11 protein-coding genes are annotated in these 17,992 nt (G+C 39.5%); 7 read left to right on the top strand and 4 right to left on the bottom strand.

Annotated elements, in window-relative coordinates; all coding sequences use genetic code 11:
* Positions 1 to 242 precede the first annotated feature (242 nt).
* On the top strand, positions 243 to 1,895 hold the full coding sequence (locus DRZ93_RS03940) for a hypothetical protein (RefSeq protein WP_113745892.1): 1,653 nt from the start codon (positions 243 to 245) through the stop codon (positions 1,893 to 1,895).
* Positions 1,896 to 2,044: 149 nt separating this feature from the next.
* Here DRZ93_RS03940 and DRZ93_RS03935 read toward each other — a convergent pair whose 3' ends face one another.
* The 4 genes from DRZ93_RS03935 to corA form a co-directional block, all read right to left on the bottom strand.
* Positions 2,045 to 2,503 (bottom strand): type III secretion system chaperone, encoded by a 459-nt coding sequence (locus tag DRZ93_RS03935; protein WP_172458026.1) that lies wholly within the window; start codon positions 2,501 to 2,503, stop codon positions 2,045 to 2,047.
* A 406-nt stretch (positions 2,504 to 2,909) separates the two neighbouring features.
* Positions 2,910 to 4,742, bottom strand: a complete 1,833-nt coding sequence (locus DRZ93_RS03930) for an AAA family ATPase (RefSeq protein ID WP_113745891.1) — start codon at positions 4,740 to 4,742, stop codon at positions 2,910 to 2,912.
* A gap of 176 nt (positions 4,743 to 4,918) precedes the next feature.
* Complete coding sequence (locus DRZ93_RS03925; protein WP_113745890.1) at positions 4,919 to 6,754, bottom strand: AAA family ATPase; 1,836 nt, start codon at positions 6,752 to 6,754, stop codon at positions 4,919 to 4,921.
* A gap of 603 nt (positions 6,755 to 7,357) precedes the next feature.
* The gene (gene corA, locus DRZ93_RS03915; RefSeq protein WP_113744837.1) at positions 7,358 to 8,308 is read right to left on the bottom strand and encodes a magnesium/cobalt transporter CorA; all 951 of its coding nucleotides are present in this window, start codon (positions 8,306 to 8,308) and stop codon (positions 7,358 to 7,360) included.
* A gap of 273 nt (positions 8,309 to 8,581) precedes the next feature.
* Here corA and DRZ93_RS03910 point away from each other — a divergent pair, with 273 nt between their 5' ends.
* The 6 genes from DRZ93_RS03910 to DRZ93_RS03885 all read left to right on the top strand — a co-directional run bounded on the left by DRZ93_RS03910 (position 8,582) and on the right by DRZ93_RS03885 (position 17,991).
* Positions 8,582 to 9,586, top strand: coding sequence for an HlyD family secretion protein (locus DRZ93_RS03910; RefSeq protein ID WP_113745889.1), 1,005 nt, complete (start codon positions 8,582 to 8,584; stop codon positions 9,584 to 9,586).
* Positions 9,587 to 9,647: 61 nt separating this feature from the next.
* Complete coding sequence (locus tag DRZ93_RS03905; protein ID WP_113745888.1) at positions 9,648 to 11,438, top strand: ATP-binding cassette domain-containing protein; 1,791 nt, start codon at positions 9,648 to 9,650, stop codon at positions 11,436 to 11,438.
* 12 nt (positions 11,439 to 11,450) lie between these two features.
* Complete coding sequence (locus DRZ93_RS03900; RefSeq protein WP_146741093.1) at positions 11,451 to 12,566, top strand: ABC transporter permease; 1,116 nt, start codon at positions 11,451 to 11,453, stop codon at positions 12,564 to 12,566.
* On the top strand, positions 12,553 to 13,659 hold the full coding sequence (locus tag DRZ93_RS03895) for an ABC transporter permease (protein WP_113745886.1): 1,107 nt from the start codon (positions 12,553 to 12,555) through the stop codon (positions 13,657 to 13,659). Before DRZ93_RS03900 ends, DRZ93_RS03895 begins: the two co-directional genes overlap by 14 nt.
* 150 nt (positions 13,660 to 13,809) lie before the next feature.
* Complete coding sequence (locus tag DRZ93_RS03890; RefSeq protein WP_113745885.1) at positions 13,810 to 16,260, top strand: inorganic phosphate transporter; 2,451 nt, start codon at positions 13,810 to 13,812, stop codon at positions 16,258 to 16,260.
* Positions 16,261 to 16,683: 423 nt separating this feature from the next.
* Entirely contained in the window at positions 16,684 to 17,991 is a 1,308-nt protein-coding gene (locus tag DRZ93_RS03885; RefSeq protein ID WP_113745884.1) for an ammonium transporter, read from the top strand.
* Position 17,992: the final 1 nt, after the last annotated feature.

Raw genomic sequence — 17,992 nt, 5'->3', positions numbered from 1 at the left:
ATAACAATTTATTACATTTTACATGTTATTAAAGATAAGGTGATGTTTAGTAGTTGGTATAGCGATGTTTTAAAATTTTTGTGATTTTCTTAAAATTTATACAAAAATATTGCAAGGTGCATTTTTTTTAAATTATAATGTAAAAAAAGCATAGCATGGCAGCGCATATGCATTGGAGTATTAAAATTACATATAATTTAATTTTTATATTTTAAATAAAATTGTTACAAGGTAGGTGGCATATGGAAGTTAATAATCTATCACTTAGGGATTTTACCACTCTTGTATCCTCTAGTGCCTCTGACAATGCCAAGGTAAAAATTGGCACTCATAAGCTTGAGAGCTCAAGCTTTATTGTCATGTCATCTACCAATCAAAGAGCCATGAGCGCCTTTTTAGATACTATAAAAAGGGAGCTTGGTCCTGCCATTGCCGATATGGCCGCCACAAGAATGCATGCAAAATTTGGTGAAGACACGCCTTTGAATATGCGTGTTTTGCGCGAGACTATTGATGATGTTGCCCGCCTTGCCAATGCACAGGTCAATGCCAGGGATAAATTTATCTCAGGCATAGATAGCAGCTGCAGCTTTGACAAGGCCTTTAATGAAGGCATTAATGACAAAGGTTCAATGCAAAGAGTTTATTCCATGATGACAGATAAGGCCAAGGTTGCCTTTAAAGAGGCTGTAAAAGAGAGCTTTATGGAAAAAACTTCACCTTTATCCGGCCAGAAGGTAGATATTAATGATCTTGCCAAAGATGTGTATACCTTTAATAAAGCACTTTTAGCTGTAACTACCTTTGTCTCAGATATAACAAATTTATCCATGGATTTTAAGATAAATACCAATGTTATAGACATCTGCCGATCTGGCGTTCGTATTGATCATGGCTCGGCACTTTTCTCTTTAATACCTCAGATGAGTGATGAAAATTGTAAGTTTACCTTGTCTGATCTGCATCAAAAGCTTTTTGACAGTCCGTTGCCTCCACTTGAGCAGGTTGATAAAAAAGAGCTTGGTGAGCAAATTGACAAGAAAATACTTGAGATCTGCGATAATTTAAAACCAGGCAGCGGCGAACATCTGGCATTTTTATGCTCGCATTTTTCCAAAGAAAAGGCCCTTGATGTATTAAACAACAGAACTATAAGCTTTAAAGATTTTAATGATCCTGTAGGCTTTTTTCACAAACACCAGCCTGCAAGCAGTGATCAGGCACATAAATATATGGCCCGTGATATTGCAAGGCGCAATGAGGTAGGAGGCGCAGCCTCTGGCAATGCAGATATAAAACCATTTATTAAAGTAGGATCAGAGAGTTTTACCATAGGCAGAAATACTGATTTTAAATTTGCATCAGCAGAGGATCAGGCCACTTATAAAGGCTGCAAGCCTTCATCTTTGTCTCAGGCAATTATAGACTCTATTGCCAATCTGCACGATGGGGTAACTGAGCGACAGCGTGACATGGTTGTGTCATTTTTAAATCAAAGCCCAATGGCTCAGGTCTTTGGCAAGGGAAAAGGCTTGCTTAAAGCCTCATTTGAGCCTATATTTCCTACCAAGTTTACAGAGCACAGCCGTACTGCAATTGAGGTTAAGGCAGGTGAGGGCGGCAAAGTTATAGTTGATATAGCCACCTTTAAGGACAAGGATATTGTAAAAGACAATGGCTATTTAAAGATGAGCTTTGATATTGACACAAATGGTGAGAGTATTTGCACAGACTTTATCTATAATGCCCCGTTTGAGGCAAAAGCTAATGAGCTTTATGAGAGTATACAAAGTGGGGTTCTGTCATCTGATCAGGCTTTAGCTTTAATTGAAGATGCTTATAGCAACAAAGAGATAGTAGAACATGAATATGAGACTTTAAAGTCCTGGCTTTAAAGTAGTAGCTATTAAAAGGGTATAGCTAATGCCTGTACCTGTAGCTATGCTCTTTAACATACAGTATTAAATAAACAACAGGCTGTATACATAAAAAGGCACATTATATGTGCCTTTATTCTCTAATCTATTTTGTAACAGGCTGTGCTCTAGACTTTCATGGCAAATTTTAGCATATCAAGATCGGATGAAAGATCTGTCTGTGCTGTGTTTGTCTGCTCATTAGCAAAGGACATGCAGATCTCCTGCCAGTACTGAGCTGCCTGCATAAAGCGCTCTACTACATTGATAAAGACATCAGGGCTTAGGGCACTTAAATGCTGCACATACTGCAGTGCTATAAATTTCTCTTCATTATCTACAGACAAAGTGGCGCCTGCTGTTTCCTGAAAAAAGTACTGCCCCTGCAGAAGCCTTAGATACAGTTTTTGTCTGTTATGCTCAGGCACAGGAGCAATGCTTGTGCACAACAGCAGCTGTGATGAGCTCTCAAGCTTGTGTACCATAAGTAAAAAATCCTGCATCTGTACTGTGTACTGTACATCACTGTCTTTGATAATGGCATTGTCACCAAGTTTGTCTGCAAGAGCTTTGATTAAATTATCCAAGATATACCACCTTTGCAAAAGGGCAAGATTAAGACTGTAATGTAAATTGATTATATAGGCTTTTGACAAAAGTACAACGTGCTAAATCAAATTTTTTAAGATTTATAAAAAATTAATACAATTTTAAGATCATTATTTACGTAAAGTAAAGATAATAGACAGATTTTAATTTTTAATTTAGTAGTAAAAAATTGTATATCATTAGCCCAAAAATGACGCAAATATATGCTCTAGTGTAGTGTCTGATTTGTACACATAGTAGCTGTCGGCTAAGATTAGGGTAAGAGCCTGTCAATAAATAAAATTAATGTATATGTACAATGGTTATAATCAATTGACATACCATACCCATGAAAATTGGTTGTAGAATTATGCCACCTGATAATATTCTTACATACGGCACTTTTTAGTCAGATCTGTCCTGCTTTGCAATATTACCAAGAGATACAATCTCGCAGCCTTTTTGATAAAAGCCAATACCTATGCCATAGATTTGCTCATAATAATCTAAATAAGGTGCCGCATAGTTTTTAGCCCTGATCTGCTCTAAAGCCTCGTTTGCAACTTTGATACAGTTTTTTACATGTTCAGTGGCTTTTTTAAACTCCAGGATAACTACTCTTTTGTTTGTACAATCATCAAGAATAATATCACTATAGCCAAGACCACTTTCACTCTCATCTAACATAGTAATACCACAATCGGTTACAGCCTCTATCAAAAGACCCTGCATAAAACCATGATAGTATTGCTCATGACCTGAGTGCCTAATACTTATATAGGTTTTTAATACTGTATTGATAATATCCTGAGCCTTGGCAATATCATTGCTCATTAATGCATCTAAAAGATTGAAACCCTGAGAGCTCCAGTTTTTATATTTCTTTGAATAAAAAACTTTAATCTTATTCTCAAAAGCTTCTTTTATCTCATAATTTGGTATTTTGACCCTGACATCGCCACTTAGTGGTGAATCATCAGCTAAGGTAACATAACCTGTCTGCAACAGCATTGTAAAAAATGTATCAAAATCAAAGCAATTCTTTATATCAGGATAAACAGTAAACTCAGATAGCTCTATGTCAATTGATTTGCCATCCATTAAGTCCTGTAATTTACCAATATTTCCTTGCTTTTTAGCCTCAATTGAGTTTTTAGTATACAGAGTAATAATGTCATTGCCAGAGGTGTTGACCCAATAGGCCTCAGGCTCCTCGCTACCATCAGTTACTGATAAACAGTACTCCATTAAAGACCATGGGCAGTAGACATTCTCATGGCCAAATCTATAGCCGTTATACCACTTTTTAATCTCATCTCTTTTAGACTCAACACCAAAGTCACAAAGGATTTTATCGGTTTCCTCCTGTGTAAATCCAAAAAACGAGGAATAGAGCTTAGAGTTAACATTAAAGGTGGTAAAGTTATTAGCATCAGTAAAGACACTTTGATGGGCAATTTTTAAACAGCCTGTAATAATGCCCTTATACAGCCAGGCATCAGGATCCTGCTTAAAGGTATTAACACTTATATCACGGATAATGCCAAGCATTTTCTCATAGTAAGGCTCTTGGGCCACAACTGCCTTTTGCAATGGGACATCATACTCATCTATAAGGATTAAAACTTGTCTGTCATACTCTGTATAGAGCATATCAGCTAGTGTTGGTATGAAGGTTCCACAATAGGATATTGCCTTATCAAGCAAAGCATCATTTTTTAATTCACCTTTGTGTTTGAAACAAAAATTGTAAATACTTAAAAAAAGATCTTTTTGCGCCTGAGGTATTTTTTTACTATCAGCAAGAAAGAGAAAATATTTATACAGCAGTGCTATCTTAGTAATAATTTTATCAACGGCCTGATGAAAACATAGGCCCTCAACACCTCTAAAAGAGACATAGATAACAGGCACCTGTCCCATAACCTTATCACGAAGCTCTTTATACTCATCCTGAGAGACTGCAAGATTACGGCCATTGTCTATAAAGAGTTTTTGCTGATAGGTAATATCCCCAGGATTTTTATAGTCAAGCTCACAAAAGGCCTTTATCATGGACATATTTAAAGTTTTTCCAAAGCGACGGGGTCTTGTAAATAAGGCATTTTCCACCCCTTTAGGACTGTAAAAGAGTGTTTTTAAGAATGAGGTTTTATCTACATAATAAGCATTAGACTCAATAAGCTTTTCAAAGCTCTCACAGCCTGGCAATACAGATATCATGTCATTTATGTCCATAATAAAAACCTTTAATGTTCCTAGAAATATGTGGTGCTTTGTATAGTACTTGTATGACTTTTTGAGTATCCATCTGAGTATTTTTTTCCTATGATACTAGCATTCTGGATAAATTAGAAACTGACACTTAGGTAGTGTATTGTGTCACATGATACCCATCTTACATACAGCACTTTTTAGTTAGCTCTGTCCTGCTTTGCAATATTACCAAGAGATACAATCTCGCAGCCTTTTTGATAAAAGCCAATACCAATGCCATAGATTTGCTCATAATAATCTAAATAAGTTGCCGCATAGTTTTTAGCCCTGATCTGCTCTAAAGCCTCGTTTGCAACTTTGATACAGTTTTTTACATGTTCAGTGGCTTTTTTAAACTCCAGGATAACAACTCTTTTGTTTGTACAATCATCAAGAATAATATCACTATAGCCAAGACCACTTTCACTCTCATCTAACATAGTAATACCACAATCGGTTACAGCCTCTATCAAAAGACCCTGCATAAAACCATGATAGTATTGCTCATGACCTGAGTGTCTAATGCTTATATAGGTTTTTAATACTGTATTGATAATATCCTGAGCCTTGGCAATATCATTACACAGTAATGCATCTAAAAGATTATAACCCTGTGCACTCCAGGTTGCATCGTCCTCTGAATATAAAACACCAAGCCTGCTTTCAAAGGCCTTTCTTACCTCATAATTTGGTATTTTAACTCTGACATTGCCTCTTAGTGGTGAGTCATCAGCTAAGGTAACATAACCTGTCTGCAGCAGCATAGTGCTAAAGGCATTAAATTTCAGACCGCTTTTTATATCAGGATAAACTGTAAATTCAGATAGCTCAATGTCTATTGATTTGCCATCCATTAAGTCCTGTAATTTATCAATATTACCTTGCTTTTTAGCCTCAATTGAGTTTTTAGTATACAGAGTAATAATGTCATTGCCTGAGGTGTTGACCCAAAAAGGCTTTGGCTCATTGCTTCCGTTACGTTTTGATGCGGCGCAGTACTCCATTAAAGACCATGGGCAGTAGACATAATCATCTCCAAATCTATAGCCGTTATACCACTTTTTAATCTCATCTCTTTTAGACTCTACACCAAAGTCACTGATGATTTTATCAGTCTGCTCCTGCGTAAAGCCAAAGAAGGATGAGTAAAGCTCATCGTTGACATTAAAAGTGGTAAAGTTATTAGCATCAGTAAAGACACTTTGATGGGCAATTTTTAAGCAGCCTGTAATAATGCCCTTATACAGCCAGGCATCTGGATCTTGTTTAAAGGTATTAACACTTATATCACGGATAATGCCAAGCATTTTATCATAGTAAGGCTCTTGGGCCACAACTGCCTTTTGCAATGGCACATCATACTCATCTATAAGGATTAAAACCTTTGTGCCATAGGCAAGGTATAACATTTTTGCAAGATTGGGTATAAAAAGACCACAATAAGTTACAGCATCATTGAGTTTTGTTAAATCTGCTGACAGATTAAGGTTATTTGCGCAAAAATCGAATATAGTGGAAAAAATATTTTTTCTGTTATCTGATATTTTGGGATTATCAAGCAAAAAGGCAAATGCTTCATATAAGTTGAAAATCTTAATTACTAATTTTTCAACAGCCTCATAAAAGCAAGAGCCCTCAACACCTCTAAAGGAGACATAGATAACAGGCAGCTGTCCCATGACCTTATCTCGCAGCTCTTTGTACTCATCCTGAGAGACTGCAAGATTACGGCCATTGTCTATAAAGAGCTTTTGCTGATAGGTAATATCCCCAGGATTTTTATAGTCAAGCTCACAAAAGGCCTTAATCATGGACATATTTAAGGTTTTGCCAAAGCGACGGGGTCTTGTGAATAAGGCATTTTCAACCTCATCAGAGCTTTCAAGGAGATTTTTTAAGTATGAGGTTTTATCTACATAATAAGCATTAGATTCAATAAGCTTTCCAAAGATCTCACATCCTGGTAATACTTTTGGCTTTGCGTGTGTGTTCATAATAAAATCCCATTTGTTCCAAGATTTATATGTAATACCTTTGTATGCAACTTCATTACTTTAGTGCATCCATGTGCGCACTTTAACCTTATAATACTAGCATTATTTATAAATTAGAATACATACTGTCAATGCTTGTAAATGTAACTCACAAGAGTCTATAACCTAGTGGAGATTTAGAGCAAAACCGAGCCTATCTGTTTGAGCATTGTGAAAAACCTAAAGCCCGGCCATGATCTCTACCATACCTCAATTTGCCCGATCTGTGTTGATAGAAATTGACAATCAGTATTAAATAGAATATCCGGCAGCTGCAAAGGACGTTATTTTATCTTTAAATCCCCGTTTGCGCACAGGGCCAATGAGCTGTATAACTTAATTGCCAGTGTCTCATTAGAAAATGAAGCAGCGCATGCTTTGCTTGATAGGGCTTTTGCAGATAAACTTATAGTCAGACATGAGTATGATCTGTTAAAAGCAGCTCTTTTGTAACAGTCATACTCTGTAGATAAAAAAATAGGTGTCAAGATAACACCTATTTTCATTTATGAACTTTAAGAAAACCTAAGTTAGGTCATGGCCATAACTTAGATTTTTATTATATCACAGCCAGCCTTTTTTCTTGAAGAATATATAGGTGCAGGTTGCAGATAAAATCATAAGACCTATGGATAAAGGATAGCCAAATTTCCAGTCAAGCTCTGGCATAAATTTAAAATTCATACCATAGACACTAGCTATCCAGGTTGGCGGCATGAAGACTACAGCTGCCACTGAGAAGATCTTGATTATCTTGTTCTGCTTGTGATTGGTATAGCCCATGGAGGCCTCAAGCTGGAAGTTTATCTTGTTGGAGAGAAACTGAGTATGTGGCAGAATGGACTCAATATCGTTTAGAACCTCATCTATGCTTCTGTTCTGTCTGTCATCCAAAATGGCCTCAAAGGTCTTTTTGATAAAGCGCAGAGCACGACGGGTATCATACAGAGCCTGCAGGATCTGACCGTTTAGCTCCTCCTGACGCACCAGCTCGCGCAGTGTATCTTCAACACTGTCCTCATCTATAATCTGATCGGCTGTTTCATCAAGAGTGGAGTAGGCATCCTCGATAAGATCAGAGAGCTGATCCACCTTAAGATCCTGAAGCAAAAGCAGAATATCAATAGCCGAGCGTATATCTGCCTTGTCATGGCGTATATAGTTGCGCAGCAGTCTTACTATGGAAACATCATCCTCACGAAAGGAGATTAAAAGGTTTTTACGCATAGTAAAGGACATATTGACACCGCGGGTGTCATTGGCAAGGCGCTGTGGGAAGAGTGAGAGAATATGTACACCGTCAGGTCCCACTCTAAAACGTGATGATGATTCAATATCATCCATTTCATCTTCATCAGGTACGTCTTCAACAAAGAGCTTTTCAAGCCAGCATCTTTCATCATCGTCAGGCTGAATCACATCAAGCCAGATTACATCTGATGGCAGGGCATCGCCTGGTTTTACGGTACTTAATTTTAAGGTGTCATCATCACACAGCTGACATGCAGAAATCATGGTATTTTCCTCCCGTTCACTGCAGGGTAGCAGATTTAGATGGCGGCAGACTTGTTCTGCACGGGAACGTGGCAAAGCACGCATCGTTTTTTAGGTGTGTGTATTTTTTCATAAAAACACTTTTTTTGCATCAGATTTTTTACTGTCTGATTTAAAAAACAATTGAGAGGTAAAACTTAAGTTAATTTAATAAAAACAAGAAGTTAAAAGGAGGTTGTAATATGTTTGTGATGTACTAATATATTGATATAAAAATATAAAAAAGGTGGTGCTATGGCTTTGAGAAAAACTGTCACACTAGCTGCTGCCATATTTGGTGCCATGGCAGCCTTTGGTGTCTATATGCTCCTTGGAGATGATAACAATGATGGGACTATTGCCTATGGCACGGTCAATGTCAAAGACTCACATTTATCCTTTGAAATTGCAGGGCGCATCAGTTCTATCAATGTCAAAGAGGGGCAGGAGGTCAAAAAAGGGCAGATTATAGCAAGTCTTGATACAAAGGATCTGCTCCATCAGAGGGCAGTACAGAAAGCTTCCTGTCAGATGCATGAGCAGGTGTATCTAAGTTTAAAAAACGGCAATCGCAAAGAGGATATAGACAAGACCCGCTATACGTTAAAGGCTCTGCAGAGCGAGCTTGATCTTAGCTCTAAGACATTAGTGCGCTATAAAAAGCTGCTTGATAAAAAGGCCATATCCTATCAGGAGTATGACAGTGCTCTTTATAACAATAAAGTTTTAACTGACAGAGTGGGCGAGGCTAAGGCTGCTCTTGCCCTAATGCTTGCAGGACCCCGTCAGGAGAGCATACTTGAGAAAAAGGCGGCCCTTGACTCATGTCTTGCCTCGCTTGACTATCTTGACTATAAGATAAATGAACAGAGTCTGATTAAGGCTCCTTTTGATGGAGCCATACGCGCACAGTACAGTCAGCTCTCTGATATGGCAGGACCTAATGTAGTAAGTTTTGCCTTTTGCAATATCAGTATTAAGGAGATCTCAGTCTATCTGTCCAATCGTTTTTTAAATGAGCACAGAGTTAAAAACGGTGATAAGGTCAGGGTTTTTACAGATGATACATATACAGACTATGTAGAGGGTCTTGTAAGCTTTATCTCAGAGACTGCCATGTTTACCCCAAAGAGTGTGGCCACGGTTGATTTAAGGCCCGATCTTGTCTATGAGTGTAAGATTACAGTAGAGGACACACAGCACCTTTTGCGTTTTGGCTCTGATGTCACTGTGGATTTTACACAAGAGACAAAGCGCTAGGGCTGCAGCTGCACAAGAGAGTCTTTGTTGCTTTTGGCGCACAGTATGATGCGAGGTGAATATGACAGCCCTTTTGTCATTTGAAAACTTTTCCTTTGCCTATGGGAAAAAGGTGGTTTTTGACTCTTTGAATCTTAAGGTTGACTCTTTCAATAAAATTATCTCACTTATAGGACCTGATGGCAGTGGCAAAAGTACGCTTTTAAAGATTATCTGTGGTCTTGTGCATGGCAGAGGCAGCTTCTCTCTTATGGAGCAGAATGTTACAAGATGCAAAGGCTCTTTTGGCCTTAGTATTGGCTATATGTCGCAGAGTCTTAATCTTTATGGTGAGCTTAGTGTGCTTGAGAATTTAAAGCTCTTTGGCAGATTAAAGGATGCTAAGGGCGATTGCTGTGATGATTTTTATGATGGCATCTTAAAGAAGGTGGGGCTATATGAGTTTAAGGATTATGCTGCAGCCTCGCTCTCAGGCGGTATGCGGCAGAAGTTGTCACTTATCTGTACCATGGCAGGTGATCCTAAGATTCTGGTGCTAGATGAGCCTACAGTAGGTGTTGATCCATACTCGCGCGCTCAGCTGTGGGAGCTTATTTTCAGCTATATAAAAGAAAAAGATGCCATCTGTATTTTCTCCTCGCTCTATCTTGAGGAGGCAGAGCACAGCGATACCACGCTTTTGATAAATGAAGGGCAGATTATAGCCTCTGGCAATGCAAAGAAGCTTAGCAGTATGGCCGATGGCCGCTGCTTTAGCATACAGACACACAACACAGAGTATTTAAAGCTCTCGCGTTTTTTATCCCTTGGGGTGCACACAGGAGACATAGATTTTTTAGATGATGCTCTGCCGCGTCTTGGCAGAATAGATATTATTGTAAAGGCAGGAGAGGATGAAAGTACATTAGAAAAGAAACTGTGCACTATATGCTCTGAGCATGGTTTTAGCACAGATATAAAGATAGGAAGGCGTAAGGCTGTGCTTGAGGATGCCTATATTCTTCTGACAAAAAGTGCTGATGCTGCTGCAGATGGCACTCTGTTTTTAAAAGCCTTCAGATCCGATAAGAGTAAGGATGGCAGTAGCATAGGTGCAGATAGTAATACACATAGTGAGCATATTGTTGAGGTTAATAACATAGTCAAGCGCTTTGGTGCATTTGTTGCAGTCAAAAGCTCTGATTTTTATGTTAAAAAAGGCGAGATTTTTGGGCTTTTAGGACCCAATGGAGCAGGTAAAACCACAACCTTTAGAATGATATGTGCTCTTTTAAATCCAAGCTCGGGCAGTATTTTAATTGACAAGGTAAATCTTTTAACGGCAAAGACTCAGGTGCGCTCGCGTATTGGCTATGTGGCGCAGAAATTCAGTCTGTACACCAATTTAAGTACACTTGATAATCTTATCTATTTTGGCAAAAGCTATGGTCTTTATGGATCATTGCTTGAGAGCAGGGTGGATCTTCTATCATCTGTATTTAATTTAAAGCCATTTTTTAAGACCAGGACCGGTGAGCTTCCCTTTGGTGTGCAGCGTCAGCTCTCTATGTGCTGTGCCCTGCTGCACTCTCCTGCCATTTTATTTTTAGATGAGGCCACCTCAGGTGCCGATCCTAAGGCCAGACGCAGCTTTTTTGCTGTAATCAATGCTCTGTGCAGCATGGGTACTAGTGTCATTGTAACCACGCACTTTATGGAGGAGGCAGAATACTGTGACCGTTTTTTAATACAGGATAAGGGCAGCATACTGTTATTAGGTGCACCCTCTGAAATCTGTACAGATGCAAAAGGGCAGCGTATAAGTGTCGAGCAGACATTTTTAGATGTGGTAAGAAAGAACAGGGAGGGATAAAAAGTGAATTTTATGCATGTAAAAGCCCTGTGCTACAAAGAGATTTTGCAGATAAAAAATGACAGATCGGTTTTTATCATTATCTTTGTGATGCCTGTGATTTTGATTATGATCTACGGCTTTGGTCTGATGATGGATGTAAAGCCGGTCAAGGTGGCGCTTTTTGATGCTGACAATTCAAGTCTTAGTATAAAGATTAGGCAGGATATAGGCGGCTCTGACTATTTTGCACTTAAAAATGTGACCTCGCTGCAGCAGGGGCGTGATCTTTTATATAAGAATGAGGTTATAGCTCTTATTGTGCTGCCAGAGGATCTTGAGCGCAATGTGTATATAAATAAAGGCTCAGTGCTTGTAAATATCAACGGCTCTGAGAGTTTTAATGCCTTTGTCTCGCAAAACTATATTACATCAGCAATTGACATGAGTGTGTCTTCCTATCTAAAGGGAAGAGCACACACACTGTCACATAAGATCTTTGCCATAAATTACAGACATTATTTTAATCAAAGGGATAATTCAAGTGATTTTTTGATGCCAGGGCAGATTGTAGGCATTGTGACCCTGATTGCCTGCTTTATGTGTTCCATTGTTATTGCAAGAGAGTTTGACCGTGACAGTTTTGACGGTCTTAAGGCTACTGCTATGAGTGCCTTTGAGTTTGTACTCTCAAAGTTCATTCCATATTTTATTTTAGCTCTGACAGGCGCTTGTTTGACTGTGGTGCTGTCTTTTTTTATTTTCGACCTGCCATACAGAGGCTCCTATCTTATGGGTGGCAGTGTTCTTGTCATGTATGTCTTTACCTCTGTAAGTTTAGGTCTTTTTATATCGGTACTTACTAAAAATCAGTTTTTAGCCAGTGTGCTGTCAGTTATTGTCTCTTTTTTACCATCCATTCTGCTCTCTGGCATTATCTTTGATCTGCGCGCCATTGCGCCATTTATTGCCAAAATTGCCTACGCTCTGCCTCCTACCTATGCAGTTGAGGCTATGCGTATTAGCTTTTTATCAGGCGGCAGTATGGATATTGTGCTTTTTGATCTTATGTATATATCTGTATGCGGGGCTGTGTTCTATGCTCTTTGTGTCTATCTTGTAAGGAAGAGCTTAAATGGCAGGTCATAATTTTATATTGTCGCTGGTGCGCATTGTGGCACTGATTAAAAAAGAATTCTGGTCTATGGTCTTTGACAGGAATATCAGAAAAATTCTGATTATGCCTATAATTATACAGTCGCTGCTCTTTGGCTATGGTGCCACCTTCAATTTTGTGCACATACCTTATATTGTGCTCAATAACTCTCAAAGCCCGCTCTCTTATGATCTTTTAAACTATATAAGAGGAGGCAGTTTTTTTATACTTAAGACAGGCTGTCATGATATTAACTGTGTGCAAAAGGCAATAGACAGGCAGGATGGTCTTATTGCTCTGGTTATTGAAAAGGATTTTGACAAGGGGCAGAGTATAAAACTTGAAATTATAACCGATGCGCGCAACAGTGCCTCGGCCAACAATGCTCTTTACAATATGAGACAGCTTATAAGCTCCTTTATGCAAAAAGAGGGAATAAAGCAGCCTCTTGTGGTAGAGAGCAGATTTTTGTTCAATGAAAACAATTATACGCGCTATACGCTTTTAACCGGCATGATTATAGGTCTGTCGCTCATTCAGGTTTTAATGCTCTCATCCTTTAGTGTCAGCCGTGAAAGAGAGGATGGAACCTATGACATGATGCTCATGACACCACTAAATCCTCTGGAGATTCTAATTGGCAAGGCTGTAGCTCCTATCTGTGTGGCTGTATTTCAGGCTCTGCTGTTAATGGGCATCTGTCTTTTTTACTTTAAGATCCCATTTGCAGGATCTCTTTGGGCCATAGTGGTGATTTTGGCGCTCTTTGCCATCTGTTTTGTAGGATTGGGTCTTGCCATATCTACGCTCTGCCGCACCTCGCAGCAGTCGCTTATTATCTCCTTTTCGCTGATACTGCCATTTATTATTCTCTCTGGCATGATTACACCAGTAGATGCCATGCCTGATTTTTTCAGATATCTTGCCTACTGTGATCCTGTGTATTATTCGGTAATGGCTGTGCAAAGAGTATATCTGCAGGGACAGAGTCTTTATGATGTGCTGCATCTGCTCATACCACTGTGCATGCTTAGTATTGTGACAATATGTACGGCCATGTATTTTTTCAGGCACAAGCTTGAGTAGGGCGTCACAGCATTTTTTGAGTTAAAAAGTATAATCAAAATTTAGTAAGTCTTTTACAAATTGTTAACAATTACTTGTTAAAATGAATTGATTAACTCTCATTGTTTTATTTAAAAAGTGAGATAACTTACACATTCAGGATTTTTTAATATGTCCGAATCTATTTTTTTGATACTGGTGATATTTTTACTGTTACTTGCTAGTATCGATCTCTTTGTGGGCGTCAGTAACGATGCCGTAAACTTCCTAAATTCAGCTGTCGGCTGTCGCATTACCTCACTTAGAGTGATTATGGTGGTGGCCTCGCTAGGTGTGCTCTTTGGTGCTACCTTCTCATCAGGTATGATGGAGATTGCCCGATCGGGCATGTTCAATCCGCATCTGTTTACCTTCCATGACGTCATGATTATCTTCTTTGCCGTTATGGTCACAGATGTGCTGATTCTAAATCTCTTCAACTCACTGGGCCTGCCTACTTCAACCACAGTAACCATTGTGTTTGATCTGCTAGGTGCCGCTGTGGCTGCATCACTGTACAAGCTGTATGTGGATCAGAACTCACTGAGCTTTGTCTTTGACTATATCAAATCAGACAAGGCCATAACCATTGTCTCTGCCATTTTGGTCTCTGTTGCTGTGGCCTTTATCTCAGGTGCTCTGGTGCAGTTTATTATGCGCCTTTTATTTTCATTTAAATTTGAAAATGCCTACAAGTACTTAGGTGGTGTGTATACAGGTTTTGCCCTTACCGCCATTATTTACTTCCTCGTGATGAAGGGAGCCAAGGGCGCCTCTTTTATGCGTCCTGAGTATATTGAGTATATAAATACCAATACCTCATCCATTCTCTGGACCTGTTTTATCAGCCTGTCAGTTTTAGGTCAGCTTTTAATTTTTATTAAGTTTAATGTCTTTAAGATAATTATTCTCTCAGGTACCTTTGCTCTGGCCTTCTCCTTTGCCGGCAACGACCTTGTAAACTTCATCGGTGTGCCTTTAGCCGCCCTTGAGTCATTCCAGGTCTGGCTTGCAAACGGTGCTCCGGCATCAGACAGTTTCATGATGCACTCGCTTACAGAGAATGTAAAGACACCTACCTATTATCTGGTTATTGCTGGTAGCATCATGGTTGTGACTCTGTGGACCTCTAAAAAGGCCCATAAGGTGCTGCAGACATCAATCAGTCTGTCATCATCAAACCGCGGTGAGCATGAGCAGTTTGGTGCCTCAACTCCAGGTCGTATTATCACACGTTTTGGCCTTGGCGTCTCACGTGCCTCATACAAGGTAATTCCTGCCTTTATGCTGGCCTTTATCGGCAGACGCTATGAAAAGGTGCCAATGGTCAAAGGTGAGATCCCTCTGCCTTTTGACTATATCAGAGCTTCTGTAAATCTGGTTTTAGCCTCAATTTTAATTTCATCGGCAACCTCACTCAAGCTGCCTTTATCTACAACCTATGTAACCTTCATGGTGGCCATGGGTACATCCTTTGCAGACGGCGCCTGGGACAGAGAAAGTGCTGTATATAGAATATCAGGTGTTATCACAGTTATTGCAGGCTGGTTCTTAACTGGTCTTTGCGCCTTTACAGCCACTTTCCTGGTGTGCCTGAGCTTCTATAACTTTGGTACTGCCGCTATCTTTGGCATGATGGCTCTGACCATTTTTGTAATCATCAAGACCAACTTTGTAAAGAGCAAGACTACACAGACTGTCAAGATGGTTATCGATGCCAAGGGAGACAATCAGAAGATTCTGCAGGTTGTATCAAAGTCAGTGCCAAACTTCTTTGATTACAATGTTGAGTGTCTGAACAAGGCTGTGGCCAATTTCTTTGAGGATAATGAGTATCAGATAAGAAAGGCCAGAAACAAAGCCTCCAACGTGCTTGAGGAAATATCACGTGAAAGATCTGCCTACTACTCCATGGCAGCTGACAGACAAAAGAATGAGAAGATGAGCAAGGCTGCACTTGATGCCATGCACTTCTTCTATCTGACCTTCTCTAATATGCGTGAGGCTTCAAAGTCAGTCAAATACGCAATTGATCAGGCTGTGGTGCATGTGGCCAACCGTCATACCATCTTTGAAGGACGTATGAAGGAGATAATTTTAGATCTGACCTCACGTCTTGAGAAGATCTGCAATGATATGCGTGTTATTGCCAATGAGCCTACAGTTGAAAACGTGGAGACCATTATTAAGCATGCCCGCAAGCTCAACAAGGATATTTCAAAATCCCAGGTGGAGCTTGTAAATCTAATTGGTCAGCAGACAGTGTCTATGCACTCATCTGAAATGTTTTTAACCTTCCTGCAGACCATACGTGAGGTTTCATCACGCTATGTAGCTGTGGCTATGCAGGAGAGGGCTTTAGCTCAGATTGTATCAGGAGCTGCTCCTACCCCAATAGTGCACAGTGCACAGGAAGATATTGAAGATGATGCAGGTGAGACTTTAGTTGATAAAGCTCTGGCTGTTGATACTATCATTGAAACAGAGACCAGTCTGCATGCTGATTCTGATAAAGATTTAAAGGCAGATGATGAGTCTGTAGAAGTAAGTCAGACTGTAAAGAACCAGACTGACAATAAGTAAAAAGCATTAACACAAAAAAAGGTCGGCGCTGCCGGCCTTTTTTGTGCGCTCTGCATGTGCGCATTTTAACGTGTGAAAGTTTCTGACACACCAAAAGCAGAGGGAAATGTATAGTTAAAAGTATTGTTATAGTGCCTGCACTATGAATAAAGGAAGCTCAAGGCACAACAAAAGGCCCATGGCACAGATGCAGTCTTAAAGGCCATAGACAAGATAAGCTCATGCTATTTAACATTGATAGTTTAAAAATACTACATATTTATTTTGGTTCAATTACCCTGATATTTTTGTGCAGGGCTTAAAAAAATGTCTTAATTTAGTTCAGATTAGTCTTTTTTATTGATTGGAATTCAAGAGAAATATATATTTTTAGTGAAGCGCTTCACAATATTTTTCAGATATCAATTAATAAAGGATTATCTTATGAAAATAAGCAAAGTGTTTTTGGGAGCCTGGTTTTTAAGTCTGTGCTCTTATGCTAACGCTCAAAATACAGATGTAGCTCTTGATTTTGACGCTAATGGTTTTGTGTTGCTCTGTACAATGCTTGTACTTTTAATGTCAGTTCCTGGCATAGGCCTTTTTTATGGAGGGCTTGTCAGATCTAAAAATATTCTCTCAACCATAGAGCAGAGCCTTGCTGCTTTTTCTCTGGCTATAGTTTTATGGTTTGCTCTTGGATACAGTCTATCTTTTGGAGCTTCAGATTATCTTTTAGGTGATTTATGGGGTGGTCTTGATAAAGTCTTTTTATACGGTGTTGATTCTACAGCACAAACTGGTAGTTTATCTGAATATACTTTCATTATTTTTCAGGGAGCATTCTGCGCAATCTCAGCGTGTCTTATTGTAGGAGCTACTGTTGAGCGTATCAAATTTTCTGCTTTGCTCTTGGTACTGTCAATCTGGATTTTATTATCTTATGCTCCTCTTGCACATCAGGTCTGGGGCGGTGGCTTTATAGACAGAGTATTTCATGCCTACGACTTTGCTGGTGGTACTGTTGTACATATCAACGCTGCAGTAGCTGCTCTTGTCGGTGCTTATTGCCTAGGACCACGCAGGGATCTGGGTAAAACTGCCCTAGTGCCGCACAATCTGCCACTTACATATATTGGAGCTGGCCTTTTGTGGATTGGGTGGCTTGGCTTTAATGCCGGATCTGCATTAATCTCAGATGGTGTATCATCTCTGGCTTTTTTTAATACAGTGTTATGTCCAGCTGCAGGCGCTTTAACCTGGATGGTACTGGAATGGTGTATTTTTAACAGACCATCAACCCTAGGTACAGTATCAGGAGTGTTGTCTGGACTGGTTGCTATCACTCCAGCCTGTGCCTTTGTCGGCCCATCAGGTGCAATTATAATTGGCATGCTGGCATCTGTGTGCTGTCTGTGGGGAGTTCACGGCTTTAAAAAACTAACAGGACTTGATGATTCTTTAGATGTCTTTGGTATACATGGCATAGGTGCAATTGTAGGAGCTCTTTTAACTGGTGTTTTCTGCGCACCTGATCTTGGAGGCAGCGGTTTTAAAGAAGGTTATGAGAGTATTTTAGGACAGATTTATGGGCAGTTTATGTCAATAGTAATAGCTGTTCTCTGGTCAGGCGTGGTTTCATTATGTGCCTTTAAAATTGCACACAAGCTTGTAGGGCTTAGAGTTGAAACTGAAGATGAAACTATGGGACTTGATTTGTCATCTCACGGTGAGCGTGGTTATAATCTCTAGG

It is taken from the genome of Anaerobiospirillum thomasii, from assembly GCF_900445255.1.
Taxonomy (GTDB): Bacteria; Pseudomonadota; Gammaproteobacteria; order Enterobacterales; family Succinivibrionaceae; genus Anaerobiospirillum_A; species Anaerobiospirillum_A thomasii.
Note: the sequence above shows the minus strand (reverse complement) of the source record. Positions and strands in the feature narration are given on the sequence as shown.